This window comes from Pararhizobium mangrovi, from assembly GCF_006516965.1.
Classification (GTDB): domain Bacteria; phylum Pseudomonadota; class Alphaproteobacteria; order Rhizobiales; family Rhizobiaceae; genus Pararhizobium_B; species Pararhizobium_B mangrovi.
Window position 1 is genome coordinate 60682 of record NZ_VHLH01000002.1, and the last position, 14670, is coordinate 75351.

Sequence of the window (14670 nt, forward strand, 5' to 3'; positions counted from 1 at the left end):
GGTTCATTGTTGTTGGTCTTTTGCAGACAGTGCGAACCCGGTCTCCTTCGGCCACGAGACCCATACGGTCTCGCCGGGAGTAACCGGGACGTTCGTATCGGCGCTGCCGACATCGAGAGAAAGCTCGAGCCCGCTTTGGCAACGCAATTGCAGTACCGAATGGGCGCCCCCATAGGCGTAGTCGATAACCGTCGCCTTCACTGCGTTCATGTCGTTCGTCGGTTCGCGGCGGTCGAGCGTCATGTGCTCCGGACGGACCGCGATCACCGGCTCCTCGATCGTTTCGCCGCCGGTGCTGGAAACGAGCGTGCGTCCCTCGAAGCTGCCGGTCATCCACGATCCATTCGTCTCGGCCTTGTCGAGCGGCACAAGGTTGATCCGCCCGAGGAACTGGGCGACGAAGCGATTTGCCGGCTTCTCGTAGACCTCCTGGGGCGTTCCGATCTGCTGGATGCGGCCGCGATTGAAGATCGCCACGCGTGACGACATCGAAAGCGCCTCGGTCTGGTCGTGCGTGACGAAGACGAAGGTGCCGGATGCCTTGCGGTGCAGCGAGCGAATCTCGTCCTGCATCTGTTCGCGCAGGTTCTTGTCGAGGGCCGAAAGCGGCTCGTCGAGGAGGGTGACCGCCGGTTCGTAGACGAGGGCGCGGGCGAGCGCGACGCGCTGCTGCTGGCCGCCGCTCAACTCGCTCGGCCGTCGTTGCGATAAGCCCTCGAGCCCGACGGTGCGCAGCATGTCCGAGACCAACCGTTCGCGTTCGGCTTTCCCGCGACCCACGACGCGAAGCGGGAAGTCGACATTGCGGGCGACCGTCATGTGCGGAAAGAGCGCGTAGCCCTGAAACACCATGCCGAAGCGGCGGTCTTCGGCGGGCATATGCGTGATGTCCCGTCCGTTCTGTTCGAGAACGCCTTCGCTCGGCTCGACGAAGCCGGCGAGGCACATCAAAAAGGTGGTCTTGCCCGAGCCGGACGGGCCGAGAAGCGTCAGGAACTCGCCCTCGACGATGTCGAGCGATACGTCATCCAGCGCGCGCACCTTGCCGTAGCGCTTGGTGATGTTGCGTGCCTTGAGGAAGGTTCGATCGTTCAACAAGCTTCCTTCATGTCGTGGGGGCCGGCCCTTGCGGTCTCAGGCGGCCTCCCGGTTCAGCGGCTGGCACATGCAGTGGACGCCGCCGCCCGCCTGCGTGAACATGGTCATCTCCGGGTCGTAGACGGTGAAGCCGGCGGCCTTCATCTTCGCATTGAGATCGGTGGCGCCGGCAGTCGACAGAACCCGGTCGCGACCGAGCGAAACGACGTTGCAGCCGAGCGACATCGTCTCGCGGAAACTGGCGGGGATGATCTCGATGCCCTTCGACCGGATCCATTCGACGATGTCGTCCGGCGTCGTCTCGAGGCACACGGCCGCGCACGCCTCGTTCAGCATGCAGACCATCAGGTCGATATGGACGTAGAACTGGTCGATCGGAGCGAACTTGATTTCCCAGCCTTCCTGCTCGAACCACCGGGCGACCTGTCGCGCCGCGACTTCCTCGCTGCGATGGTCGGTGTAGCCGACGAGCGCCGTTTTTTCGGCGATGATGTTGAAGTCACCGCCCTCGAAATTGCCGGCCGAAACCATGTCGTAGATCGGAATGCCGTGCTCGAGATAGAACCGAAGCGCTGCAGCGTATTCGCCGCGACGACGCGGGTTGGCGAGCTGGCAGATCACCGCACCGTACGGCGTGATGAAGGAGGAATCACGCGCGTAGATCTGATAGGGTGTCTGCTCGTCGATCGGTAGATAATGGCATGCCACTCCGGCGTCCTCGTAGGCGCTCACCATCTCGCGATACTGGCGCATCGCGAGTTGCTTGTCGAAGGTAAGACCCTTTCGCATTGTATCGCGGACGAGAGACGACCACGCCGCGTTCTCTTCACCCATCCAGTGAAAGCTTTCCGCCGGACCGAGGAGAACGTCCGTCAGGACGCCGACCTCCGAAGAAGGATGCCAGTCCTTCATGAGAGGTGTTCCGCCGCCTTCGCGACGTGCCTGCAACGGGATGTTGGCTTCCGACATCGCACCCTCCGGGGATCGTCGCCGACGCAAGATCAAAATCTGTGCATCCGCTGGAGTGATCAGGAATTAGTCGGAATGGTAGGTGGCGTTTCGGGAATGCGCAATAAAATTGGCTTTGCGCCGATCGTGAAAGAAATTCACCAGACGAGCGAGGCATCCGCGTCGATGGCGATGCCATGCGCGGAAAGGCCGGCACGGAGCCATTCGACGAATGCGGCACAGATCGGGTCGTCGTCGAAGGCGTGCGGGGCGACGACGTAATAGGCGCCCTGTGCTGCGATCGATGTCGGGAAGGGACGAACCAGGGTTCCCTTGGCGAGCGCGGTCGAGGCGATGAGATTGTCGCCGATGACGACGCCCTGTCCGGCGATCGCTGCGGCCATCGCCAGATTGACGTCGGCGAATTCGATGCCGGTTCGCGCGGCGATCCCGGTGACCTTCGCGCTCGCCAGCCATCGCGGCCAGTCCTTCTGACCCTCGATATGCAGGAGCGGAAAGCGAGCGAGATCGCGCGGCTTGCGGAGCCCCTTCTGCAGCAGCATCGGACTGCAGACCGGGGAGAATTGCAGGTCCGCGATCCGTTCGATCCACATGTCCGGCCAGTCTCCCTGACCGTAGGCGATGAAGATGTCGACGTTCGACTGCGTGACTTCGCCGAGCACGCGCGGCATTGCGATCTTCAGTTTTACGCGCGGGTGGGCCGCTATGAAGCTCGCGATGTTGGGGCAAAGCCAGTACGTCGCGAAACCCGGTGAACAGCTTATCGTCAGTGGACCGGAAAGGTCCGGGCCCGATACGCTTTCGCGCGCTCGCGTCAGGATGCGAAACGCGCTGCGGATCTCGCCGGCATACCGTTCGCCCTCCGCCGTCAGCGCGATGCCGCGCTGCTTCTTCTCGACCAGCGCGATGCCGAGTTCGTCTTCGAGAAAACGGAGTTGGTGGCTGACCGCGCTGCTCGTGAGAAGAAGTTCTTCCGCCGCATGGCGAACGGAGCCGAGCCGCGCCACGGCCTCGAGCGCTCTCAGTGCTTTGATCGAGGGAAGACTGGGCACCCCCGCCTCCATACGTGAATTTTGTTCCGTCCCGGATGGAAGAGAACTCACTTTAACGGAATTGATTTCATGCTTTGCTTGCACAGGCAAGGAGATGCCTGATGACGGCAAAGGCGTTCGCACACGGCTGGATCGACGAAAACCGGCCTCGATGGTCGGAATGGAACCGAACCATCTGGGAGTTCGGGGAAACCGCATGGCGCGAGTATCGCTCGGCCGAATGGTATGCGCAGCAGCTTGAAACCGAAGGTTTCGAAGTGGAGCGCGGCAGCGGCAGCATGCCGACGGCCTTCAGCGCCAGGCGTACGCGGGGCAACGGTCCGACGATCGCGAGCTATGCCGAATACGACGGCGTGCCGGACAATTGCCAGGCAGCCGACACCGTCGAGCGGCCGCGCGACGGCTTCTCGAAGCGAGCCGGCGGGCACACCGATCCCCATTCCGCGCTCGGCATCGCGACGTTCGTCGGCGTGCTGGCAGCTGCACGCGCCATGGAGCGATACGATATCGCCGGCACGCTCGCCTATTTCGGAGAGCCGGCCGAAAAGACCCGCGGCTCCAAGCCGATCCATGCCGCAAAGGGATATTACGACCATCTCGATGCCGCGATCAGTTTTCACCCCTTCTATATGCTTCCGCTTTGCAACACCGCCCGGTGGGATACGCATTGTGGTGCCGGCTATTCCTGGGTCTACCGCTTCATCTGCGACCGGCCGGAAACCTGGCCGGGGGCGGGGTCGGATTCACCCATCCCGGCCTCCCACGCAGCACCCCGCGCGCCCGGCGCCGGCGATGCGGTCGCGCAGATGTACCTGCAGGGCAAGGTCGTCCGCGACCATATCGTCGCGAGCGGCGTAAGCTGGTCCTTGAACGAGACCATCCTGACGAGCGGGCAGGCGACGGCCGACAATCTTCCTTCGCCGGAGGGCGAGATCCTGTACATGGCGCGTATGCCGACCGTCGAGATGGCGCACCACCTCGTCGCGTCGCTCGATCGTATCGCCGACGCCGTCGCAGCCATGACCCATTGCCGTTGGGAACGACAATGGGTCGCCAAATCGCGTGAAGGTCTCGCCAACCACGCGATGGCGGCTCTTGCCTACGAGAACCTCGTGGCTGCCGGCCCACCGGTCTTCGGGGCCGAAGCCGTTGCGCGGGCGAACGAGATGCGCGAGGCGCTCGGCCGGGCATCGATCGAAGCGCCGTTCCTGCCCGAGACCGAGCGGCTCGTCCCGCCGCAGGAGGCGGAAGCCGCTCTGCGCCGAATGCTCCCCGAAACGCAGCGCCATTTCACGTCCGACGACTATACGGAATATTGCTGGCACTGCCCGACGGCCCGGTTCTACGTTGGACGACCGGCGCTGGCGCCGAAGCCCGGCGAAGGGCCCAACCCGGCGTGGGTTATGAACGCACTCGGCGGCATCTCCGCATGTATCGATCCGATGATCGCAAGCGCTGCGAAGACGGTGGCCGGAACGATCCTCGATCTTTTCGGCAAGCCCGAAGTGCTGGCCGAGGCGACGGCGGAGTTCAATGCGCGAACGGGTGGCGGTATCGGCGGCACGCGGTGGCTCGCACCGCAGTGCGACTACGCGCCGCCGATCGACCTCGGTTGGCCGGAATACGTGACGACGCCTCGCGGAATGGACTGGTCGATCCCATTGCGCTGAATCCCGCGTTCGGCCTACCGTCGGTCGTCCGGTTCGTCGGGGCCGGGAACCCGAACTCGAGAGATCGGACCTTACAGGAGAACGGATTGATGACTGTCGATAGAACCCATAACCCGGAAATCGAACAGCCGCGCGAGCGGGTCGATCTCGCGGCGGCTTACCGGCTGGTCGCGCATTACGGGCTCGACGACGGGATCTTCACCCACATCTCGAGCCGCGCGCCCGAGGACGAGGGCGAGCACGCGTTCCTGATCAATCCCTTCGGCCTGCGTTTCGACGAGGTTACGGCGAGCAACCTCGTTACGGTCGATCTCGACGGAAACATTCTCCGCGACACCTACGGCGCCGGCATCAACCAGGCCGGTTTCACGATCCATAGTGCCATCCACGCGGCCCGCCCGGATACGCGATGCGTGCTCCATACGCATACGACAGCGGGCGTCGCCGTCTCGTCGCTGGAAGACGGCCTGCAGCCCTACAATCAATGGTCGCTGCAATTCTACGATCGCACCGCCTATCACGAATACGAAGGCATCGCGCTCGATCTCAGCGAGCGTGAACGTCTCGTCGCCGATCTCGGCGGTCTCGACGTGATGGTCCTGCGCAATCACGGCCTGCTGACCTGCGGGCGTTCCGTCGGCGAGGCCTTCGCGCTGATGAACAATCTCGAGCACAGCTGCCGTGCCCAACTCGCGATCATGGCATCGGGCGGCAGGGTGCATCCGGTCTCGCAGGAGATCGCCGAAAAGACCGCCCTGCAATACGAGGGCGACGATTTCGGTGACCGGGATACGTTCGACCCGGAATGGGAAGCCTTCAAGCGTCTTGCGCTCGCCCGATACCCGGACCTTGCTTCTTAAGCCGGCCAAGCACGCCGGTTTGCAAAGGATTCCGGCATGACGCGCGTCACCCTTTCGTGCTCGCGCATAGAAGTATTGCCCCGGCGTCATTGACGAGAATTTCAAGCCGCGTGGCGATCGCCGCCCCGATCCAGCGGCGGGAAGAGCCGGTAACGAGGGCGATCTTGGTGGAATGGGCCGGGTAATGATGCGTAATGTCCCCGCCCGGTGGAGTCATGTGCCGGGACGAAGCTCGCCGGGCGCCAAGGGCGCCCCTGTCTACAGCCAGTCGAGCGCTTTAGCCGATGCGACAGCCTGTTTCCGGCCGCGGCATCCAAGTTTGCGGTAGAGGTTCCCGAGATGATACTTCACGGTAGGCTCGCGGATGTCGAGCGAATGAGCGATGCGTTTGTTCGACAGGCCTTCGGCAATCAGACCGAGAAGTTGAACCTCGCGCGGCGAAAGACCGGCCCTGATTGCACGCGCGACCGGTGTGTCGGCTTCGGCGTTGAAGATTTTGCGGCAAGCCCGGAATTCGGCGAGGCTTTCGATCGGCCCAGTCAGGCGTCGATCGTTCAGGAGCGCACCCGTAAACGGCTTTTCTTCGATCAGCACGCCGTAGCAGCCGAGACGGTGGATCGAGGTGAGGGCGGCAGTCAAGCTGACACGCGCGCTGCCCGTATCGCGCAGACGGCGATGAAGAAAAGCAAGCCAAAGCTGCAGGACCGCGCGATCTCGATGCATCACGACCGGGCACGCCATCAACGTCGTGATCTGATGGACGAGATAGCTGCGCTGATGGGCGCCGTGGATGGCGTCGCGCAACCACACCATCGCGTAGGCGACCTCATCGCGACCGCTGAGATGGGCGAGGTCTTCGACGGCCGCTTCGACCCATGTCCGCCCGATCGTCAGACGTAGTGCCTGCAACACCTCGACCGCGTCGTTCCATCGGTTGGCGTTTTGGAGAAGGCGCGCCATGCGGATCTCCATGAAGGGGCGGAATCGATGTGTGGCGAGAAGATGGATCCAGAAGCCGTCGAGGCAGCCGGGCCGTATCATGATCGGGTAATGTGCCGCAAAGGCTTCGCAGGCGTAGTGCAGCGCGCATTGCATCATGCTCGGCCAGATTTCGCCCGCGGCGAAATTGTCGAATTCACACTCAAGGAACTCGATGAAGGGTCGGCGATCGCCGGCTTCGTAGGCAAGGCAGGCGAGCGCAAAAGCGAGCATGCGGTGTTCCGATGGCGCGTCGTGGGGAAAACGCTCGAGGGCAGCTGCCGCGTCCCGGCAAGCGCGTTGGGCATGGATCGCATCTCCGGAAAGAAGCCGCAGCACGACGCGGTGGAAGTGGATGAAGAACTCGAGCACGGGCCGCTCGCCGATCCGCTCCAGATGGATCAGCGCTCGGGCGGCCGCACCTTCGGCTTCGCGCATGTGCCGTCGCCTGATCTCGAATTCGAGCAGCGCGTTGTAATAGGCCGCCCATTTGGCGTCGTCCCCCACCGGATAGTCGGCCATGAAGCCGGCGAGGCGCGATAGCATCGTGTCGCCGGGCGGGAAGTCCTCGCAGATCATCATGTTGAGGCGGAAGGTGCGCGCTTCGAAGGAATAGCGCGAGCCGACCGCCAGCGCGCGTAGCGGATCGAGAAAGTCGGTGCCGAGGTGGCTCCCCATGAGCGCGCGCGTACGCGCCAGTTCGCCACGCTTCAGTAGCGCCTTGCCGACGCACAGGAGCACCGTCTCGTTCGATGCGACGATCTGTGGTGGAAAGCGCATGACGGTGCGCTGAAAGGCCTGCGAGCTCGATTGGTAGATAAGTTCGCGTCCCTCCGCCCGCTCCAATATCCGAGCGGCCGGCTCGCTTAGACCGTGATCGAGGAGCATATCCATGGCCGGTAGCGCCCGACCATTCTCGACGAGGGTGTTGGCGATTTCGACCAGTTCCTCACCCGTGCAGCGACGTGCCGTCTCTTCGTCGAGCGCCGACCGCAGGGCTTCGCACAACAACGGGAAGCTCTTGGGCGAGGCGACGAAGGCGGGAGGCAGCAGGCATGCGGCGATATCACGATGCCGATCGGGCGCGTCCAACCAAAGCGACAGTCCGGTCACCGTAGCAGCAGACTGGGCGGTGAGCAGGGTCTCACGGAAATAGGCCGCCAGATGCCCTGCGGCGTTCGGTTCGAAGGCGCATCGCAGAAAGGAGGGCCAGCACGCGAAGTCCTGGAGCAGATGCCGTGCCGTGTCGTCGGGCAGCGCGCCAAGATCGTCGGCGTCGAAGGCGAGATCGGTGGGACCGAGCCGGATCTCGCCGTCTTGCATGCGCAGTCTCGCCATACCTTCGATGCGTTGATCCGGACGAAGTGCCACGAAAATACGCTCGGCCGCGCCCGCCACGTCCGCATCGAAGGCCACGAGATCGCGCTCGTGCGGCACGTCCAGAAAGATCAGACGCTCCGCAACTGCCGGCGGTGCGGTGCGGACCGGAACGCCATGGCGCGCGGCAAGCGTGCGAAGCAGTCGAGACTTTCCGGCGCCTACCGGGCCGACGATGAGGCGAAGCCGTGGACCGGGCGCTTCGAGTTGGCCGATGAGAGATCGACGGGGAAGGTCCGGGATGGCTGCGATGAGATCGTCTCGGACCGGAGAGCCCTGCATGCGCATGGGTCGGCTCATAGAGCACCCATACCTTTCTGTCAAAAACCCATACCAATGGCGGCTTGTCGCTCTTTCAGGATCGGGGCACGCTCCTCCCACGGAACGGTTGTGTTCATTCGTCTGAAGAGCGCGCTCATGCACGATCAGCCGACTACGGCCATTTTCTACAGGCTTGGCAGCTTCGCGCTCGTCATGCTCGGGTTGGCAGTCACCATTTTCGTTCTGGCTCGTGTCGTACCGGGCGATCCGGCGCGGCTCGCGCTCGGGCCAGCGGCGACGGCCGAGCAGGTGAACGCGCTACGCCACGAGATGGGGCTCGATCAGCCGCTCGTCGTTCAGTTCTTCTCCTATGTCGGGCGCGCGATCAGAGGGGATTTCGGCTACTCTCTCGTCTCGCAGCGGCCGGTCATCGTCGACCTGAAGGAGACGGTTCCCGCAACGCTCGAACTCGTGATTACCTCCGTCGTCTTCATGTTCATCGTTGCCGTGCCGCTCGGCGTGGTCACAGCGCGCTATCGCGGCCGCTGGATCGATCTGGTCGGACGCATTCTTTCCCTGACGGGCGTGACGATCCCGAGCTTCCTCTTCGCCATCACGTTGCAACTCGTCTTCGCGCGCCTCTTTCCCTCGTTCCCGATCCTCGGACGGCTCGACCACGGTCTCGGGTTCTCGAGCGGTCCGACCGGCTTTCTGCTGATCGATGGAACGCTTGCCGGCCGCTTCGACGTCGTAGCCGACGCGCTGAAACATCTAGCGCTGCCGGCGTTTGCGCTGGCGATGGCCGGCATTGGCCAGATCACGCGCATCACACGCTCGGCGATGCTCGAAAACCAGCGCAAGGACCATGTCTTGACGTTGCGCTCCTTCGGCGTGCCGGAGCGGGTCATCGTCTTTCGCTACCTTCTGAAGCTGTCGGCGATCGCGCCTCTGACGATCATGGGGCTCGAATTCGCCTCGCTGATCGGCAACGCCTTCGTCGTCGAGATGATCTTCTCGTGGGGCGGCTTCGCCTCTTACGGGTTGAACGCGATCCTTCAGAAAGACCTGAACGCGGTCATCGCCGTCGTCCTGGTGTCGGGGCTCTTCTTCGTCGCCGCGAACCTTGTGGTCGATATCCTCATCACGTTGATCGATCCGCGGCTTCGCCATCGGGGGAGCCGCTGATGGCCGAGTTGCAGATGCTCGATCCCAACGAGCATGCGGTGAGCGGACGCTACCGGCTATGGTGGCGCTTCAGTCGCAATGCCTCCGCCGTCGCCGGCAGCGTAATCATCCTCTCGGTCGTGATCCTCGCGGTCTTCGCCCCGTGGCTGACCCCGCATCCAAAGGATGCCGGCATGGTCGTTGATTTCCTGCATCGGCATCAGCCGCCAAGCGCAGAGCACTGGTTCGGAACCGACAAGGTCGGCCGCGACATCTTCAGTCGCACGGTGTTCGGGTTGAGGATCTCGTTGCTGCTCGTCGTCGGCGTACTCGGCATATCCGTGCCGAGCGGCGCGGTACTCGGCCTGTGCGCGGGTTATTTCGGCGGCTGGACGGAACGCATCATCGGTGGCCTTACCAACATCATGCTGGCGATGCCGCCCCTCGTGATGGCGCTCGCTATCTCGAACCTTCTCGAGCCGAACCTCTTCAACGCCATGCTGTCGATCACCATCCTTTGGTGGACCTGGCATGCGCGGCTCGTCTACAACGTCTCGAAATCGATCGCGACGGAAGACTATGTCGAGGCCGCCCGGCTTTCGGGTGCCGGCCCGGCACATATTCTCTTCCGAGAGATCCTGCCGAACTGCGTGCCGGTAATCTCGGTCAAGACGACGCTCGACGCCGCCTTCGTGATCCTCTTCGGCGCGACGCTTTCATTTCTCGGCTTCGGCGTGCAGCCACCCACGCCCGATCTCGGCACGATGGTCGCCGATGCGCGGCAATACCTGCCCGAATACTGGTGGGAGGTCGTCTGTCCGGGGGCTGCAATCCTTTACGTGACACTCGGTTTCAACCTGCTCGGCGACGGGCTGCGCGACATGTTCGACGTGGGGAGCTGACAAAGATGGCCGCAGCGCTGCTCGACGTTCAGGGCCTCGATGTCTTCTTCACGACCTACGGGCGCAAGCGCCAGGTGCTGCGTGACGTCGGCTTCTCGATCGCGCCGAGCGAGCGCGTCGCGCTCATCGGTGAGACGGGTTCGGGAAAGTCGGTCACGGCCAAGGCGATCATCGGCACGTTGCCCAACAACGCGACGATCGACGGCGGTCGCATCGCGCTTGAAGGCGAAGACGTGCTTTCGCTTTCGCGCGACCGGCGCGAGGCGCTGAAGGGCACGGCGTTCTCGCTGATCATGCAGGACCCGCTGTCCTCCTTCAATCCGGTCTTCAGGATCGGAACCCATCTCGACGACGTGATGCGCTTTGCCGATCGTCGCAACGGCATCCGAAACGGCAAGGCGGCTCGCCGCAAGCGCATTGCCGAAGTGCTGAGGCGGGTGCAGCTTTCCGAGCCCGAACGGGTGATGAACGCCTGGCCGTCGGAACTGTCGGGCGGTATGCGACAGCGCGTGCTGATCGGGCTGGCGCTCCTGCACCGGCCGCGCCTCTTGATCGCGGACGAACCCGGTACAGCGCTCGACGTGACCACGCAGGACGAAATTCTCAACCTCGTCAACCGGCTGGTCGAAGAGGAGGGGATGGCGCTGCTGCTCATCACCCACAATCTCGGCGTCGTGCGCAAGGCGGCGGACCGCGTCGTCGTCATGCACCACGGCGACATCGTCGAGACCGGGCCGACGGAGCGAATCATGAAGGAACCGGCCGCGGCCTATACGCTGAGCCTGCTCGACGCGGTGCCGGCGCTGTTCGGGCCGAAGGTCACCGACCAGCCCGAAAGCCGTGGGGTGCCGATCGTGACGATCCGCAATCTCGACAAGCTCTACGGTCGCCGCCAGCATCGCTTCCATGCGGTGAAGAACGTTTCCTTCGACCTGCGCAAGGGCGAGATCTTCGGACTGGCCGGCGAAAGCGGTTCGGGCAAGACCAGCGTCGCACGCATGGTCATGGGGCTGACGCCGCCGAGCGCCGGGACGATCGAGATCGACGGCAAGGCGGCGGGCGACCGCCGGGCAACGCAGATCGTCTACCAGAATCCCGGCACTTCGCTCAATCCGCGCCGCTCCGTCGAACAGACGCTGACGCTGCCATTGGCGTCGATCGGCATGCGCGGGGCGGCGCGAAGCGCGCGCCTCGACGAGCTGATGCAGCTCGTCCGTCTCCCGCGGTCTTATCTCGGCAAGTACCCGCACGAACTGTCGGGCGGCCAGAAGCAGCGCGTCGCGATCGCGCGGGCGCTTGCCGCCGAACCGCGGATCCTCATTCTCGACGAACCGACCGCGGCCCTCGATGTCTCGGTTCAGAAGACCATCATCGACCTTTTGCTGCAGCTTCGCGACGAACTCGGCCTTACCTATCTGATCATTTCGCACGACCTTTCGCTGATGCGGAATTTCTGTTCGCGCATCGCGATCATGCTGCGTGGCGAGATCGTCGAGGAGGGTCGTCCGGCCGAGCTCTTCGCCGAGCCCGAGCATCCCTATACCCGTGCGCTGATCTCGGCGATCCCGGTGGTCAGCGACGATGAGGAACACCTCAAACCCAAGGTGACGGAGACGGAGCGTCAGCGCTTTCTCGTCGCCGCTACACAATGAGAGAAGGAGAACGCGTGCTGCGTGTCGGAATTGACGTGGGCGGGACCAATACCGATGCCGTCGTGCTCGACGCCCGGGCAGTACTGGCCGGCGTGAAGGTGTCGACGAGCGAGGATGTCACATCGGGGATCATCGAGGCGCTCGAAGCGGTCATCGACGCTGCCGGCATCACGCGTGAGGCGATCGGGATGGTGATGATCGGCACGACGCATTTCACAAACGCAGTGATAGAGCGACGTGAAATCGAGGAAGTCGCCGCGATCCGTCTTGCCCTGCCGGCCGGTGCGGGTTTGCCACCGATGATCGACTGGCCGAAAGATATCAGGGGGGTCGTCGGTAACCACGTCTATCAGGTCAAGGGCGGATACGAGTTCGACGGTCGCGAGATCAGTCCGCTCGATGAGGATGCGCTCGTGCGCATCGCCGGTGACATCCGCGCGAAGGGCCTCAAGGCGGCTGCCGTAACCGGCGTCTTCTGCGGCATCAACGATGCGATGGAACGGCGTGCCGGAGAAGTCCTGCAGGCGCACTGCCCGGGCCTTTCGGTGGTTCTTTCCAACGACATCGGACAGCATGGCCTGCTGGCGCGCGAGAGCGCGACCATCATGAACGCATCGCTCCTGTCGCTTGCCGAGCGCACCGTTTCGGCTTTTGCCGGCGCACTTGCCGGGGCGGGCATCACCTGTCCGTTCTACGTCACGCAGAACGACGGTACGTTGATGGCTGCCGACATCGTGCGCGAGAAGCCGGTGCTCACCTTCGCTTCCGGCCCGACGAATTCGATGCGCGGCGCCGCCTTCCTCACGGGATTGCGTGAGGCGATCGTCGTCGACGTGGGAGGTACGACGAGCGACATCGGATCGCTGCATCTCGGCTTTCCGAGGCAAGCGGCGACGACGGTCGATATCGGCGGTGTACGCACGAATTTCCGCATGCCCGACGTTCTGTCCATCGGACTGGGAGGCGGTTCGCTCGTCACCGACGACGGCGCAACGATCGGCCCGCGTTCGGTCGGCTACCGGGTTTCGAAGGAGGCCTTGGTCTTCGGCGGCAAGACGCTGACGGCGACGGATATCGCGGTCGCACGAGGTCGCACCGATATCGGCGAACGTGAGCGTGTCGCGCGTCTCGACCGCGCGCTTGTCGAACGCGCCGGCGAGCGCATTGCGGAAATGATCGAACAGTGCGTCGAACGCGCGCGCGTCTCGGCCGATCCGGTGCCGGTCATTGCGGTCGGCGGTGGCTCCGTACTGATGCCCGAGCGCATCGGCGACCTGAAGGTGGTACGGCCGGAAAATTTTGCCGTGGCGAATGCCGTCGGTGCCGCGATCGCTCAGATCAGCGGAGAGACGGACCGGATCTTTTCGCTCGTCGAGGGACGCACGCGCGAGAGCGCGCTTGCCCAGGCGGAGGACGAGGCGAGGGGGCGTGCCATCGAGGCCGGCGCGCTTGCGAGCACCCTCGAAGTGATCGAGCGCGAGGATACGCCGCTCGCCTATCTGCCCGGCAACGCCACGCGCATCCACGTCAAGGTCGTGGGGGAAATGGGAGCCATCGATGTCTGAGACGAAGCGAACCACCTTCGATCGTAGCGACCTGCGGGTGCTGACCCGCGAGGACCTCGATGCGCTCGAGATCGGTGCCGGCATCCTCGGCACGGGCGGCGGCGGCAATCCCTATCAGGGCAAGCTGCTTGCCTTGCAGGCAATGAACGATGGCTACGAACTCAGCATCCTTGCGCCCGACAGGATTGCGCAGGAGGCCGTGTGCATGCCGGTCGGTGGTATCGGCGCGCCCGTGGTCGGCGTCGAGCGTATTCGCGAGGGACGCGAGGGATTGAGATGTCTGCGCGCCATGGAAGAACTCCTCCGCGCACCGATCGATGCCGTCGTCTGCGAAGAGATCGGCGGTGCGAACTCGATGAGCCCGCTTGTCGCCGCCGGCCTTGCCGGGTTGCCCGTGCTCGACTGCGATGGAATGGGGCGGGCCTTCCCCGAGATGCAGATGACGACGTTCTCGATCTACGGGCATTCCTCGACGCCGTCGGTCATGTGCGACCTGCACGGCAACGTCGTCACCTTCACGCATGCGGCGTCGGAGGTCTGGCATGAGAGGATGGCGCGAGCCTGCGTCGTCGCACAGGGTGGCGGAGCGATGCTTGCCGCCGCTCCGATGAGTGCGCGGTTCCTGTGTCGGTACGCCGTGCCGGATAGCTACACGCGTGCGATCGCGCTCGGCGAAGCCGTGATGACGGCACGGCGCCGGCAGGAGGATCCGATCGCGGCACTATGTGCGCATCAAACCGGTCGGCAGGTGTTTACCGGCAAGATCACCGATCTCAGACGGCATCTGCGCGCGGGCTTCGCCGTCGGCGAACTGACGTTGACGGGTTTCGGCAACCATCATGGCGAGAGCGCCGAAGTGAAGATCCAGAACGAGAACCTCGTCTTCGCGCGCGAGGGCATCGTGGAGGTCTCGGTACCGGATCTCATCGTCATCCTCGACATCGACAGCGGTCACGCGATCACCACCGAGATGCTGCGCTATGGCCAGCGGGTCTCGGTTGTCGCCCTGCCGGCGCCGCAGCTTCTACGCAGCGAAGAGGCGCTTGCCGTCGTTGGTCCGTCCGCCTTTGGCTATCCCGACATCGCTTACGTACCGCTCGAACCGGCGGCATGACGACCCAT

Annotated in this window: 11 protein-coding genes; 7 read left to right on the forward strand and 4 right to left on the reverse strand. The window is 63.9% G+C overall.

Annotated features, from left to right (window positions below; translation table 11 throughout):
* Positions 1-3: 3 nt before the first annotated feature.
* The 3 genes from FJU11_RS01955 to FJU11_RS01965 form a co-directional block, all read right to left on the reverse strand.
* A complete protein-coding gene (locus FJU11_RS01955) occupies positions 4-1095 on the reverse strand; it encodes an ABC transporter ATP-binding protein (protein WP_141165332.1) in 1092 nt (363 codons plus the stop codon).
* A 39-nt stretch (positions 1096-1134) separates the two neighbouring features.
* Complete coding sequence (locus tag FJU11_RS01960; protein ID WP_141165333.1) at positions 1135-2067, reverse strand: dimethylarginine dimethylaminohydrolase family protein; 933 nt, start codon at positions 2065-2067, stop codon at positions 1135-1137.
* 137 nt (positions 2068-2204) lie between these two features.
* Entirely contained in the window at positions 2205-3119 is a 915-nt protein-coding gene (locus tag FJU11_RS01965; RefSeq protein WP_181408008.1) for a LysR substrate-binding domain-containing protein, read from the reverse strand.
* A 101-nt stretch (positions 3120-3220) separates the two neighbouring features.
* Here FJU11_RS01965 and FJU11_RS01970 point away from each other — a divergent pair, with 101 nt between their 5' ends.
* Both FJU11_RS01970 and FJU11_RS01975 read left to right on the forward strand, forming a co-directional pair.
* A complete protein-coding gene (locus FJU11_RS01970) occupies positions 3221-4789 on the forward strand; it encodes a zinc-binding metallopeptidase family protein (RefSeq protein ID WP_141165335.1) in 1569 nt (522 codons plus the stop codon).
* 89 nt (positions 4790-4878) lie between these two features.
* Positions 4879-5649, forward strand: coding sequence for a class II aldolase/adducin family protein (locus FJU11_RS01975; RefSeq protein WP_141165336.1), 771 nt, complete (start codon positions 4879-4881; stop codon positions 5647-5649).
* 258 nt (positions 5650-5907) lie between these two features.
* Here the strand turns inward: FJU11_RS01975 and FJU11_RS01980 are convergent, their stop codons facing one another.
* Complete coding sequence (locus FJU11_RS01980) at positions 5908-8292, reverse strand: LuxR C-terminal-related transcriptional regulator (protein ID WP_181408009.1); 2385 nt, start codon at positions 8290-8292, stop codon at positions 5908-5910.
* Positions 8293-8421: 129 nt separating this feature from the next.
* Here FJU11_RS01980 and FJU11_RS01985 point away from each other — a divergent pair, with 129 nt between their 5' ends.
* From FJU11_RS01985 to FJU11_RS02005, 5 genes are read left to right on the forward strand one after another with little or no spacing between them, the layout of a single operon-like run.
* Positions 8422-9450 (forward strand): ABC transporter permease, encoded by a 1029-nt coding sequence (locus tag FJU11_RS01985; protein ID WP_141165443.1) that lies wholly within the window; start codon positions 8422-8424, stop codon positions 9448-9450.
* Positions 9450-10331, forward strand: a complete 882-nt coding sequence (locus tag FJU11_RS01990; protein ID WP_141165338.1) for an ABC transporter permease — start codon at positions 9450-9452, stop codon at positions 10329-10331. Before FJU11_RS01985 ends, FJU11_RS01990 begins: the two co-directional genes overlap by 1 nt.
* 5 nt (positions 10332-10336) lie before the next feature.
* Entirely contained in the window at positions 10337-11983 is a 1647-nt protein-coding gene (locus tag FJU11_RS01995; protein ID WP_141165339.1) for an ATP-binding cassette domain-containing protein, read from the forward strand.
* A 14-nt stretch (positions 11984-11997) separates the two neighbouring features.
* Positions 11998-13548 (forward strand): hydantoinase/oxoprolinase N-terminal domain-containing protein, encoded by a 1551-nt coding sequence (locus FJU11_RS02000; RefSeq protein ID WP_141165340.1) that lies wholly within the window; start codon positions 11998-12000, stop codon positions 13546-13548.
* Positions 13541-14662, forward strand: a complete 1122-nt coding sequence (locus FJU11_RS02005; protein WP_141165341.1) for a DUF917 domain-containing protein — start codon at positions 13541-13543, stop codon at positions 14660-14662. The genes FJU11_RS02000 and FJU11_RS02005 overlap by 8 nt, the downstream gene beginning before the upstream one ends.
* Positions 14663-14670 lie beyond the last annotated feature (8 nt).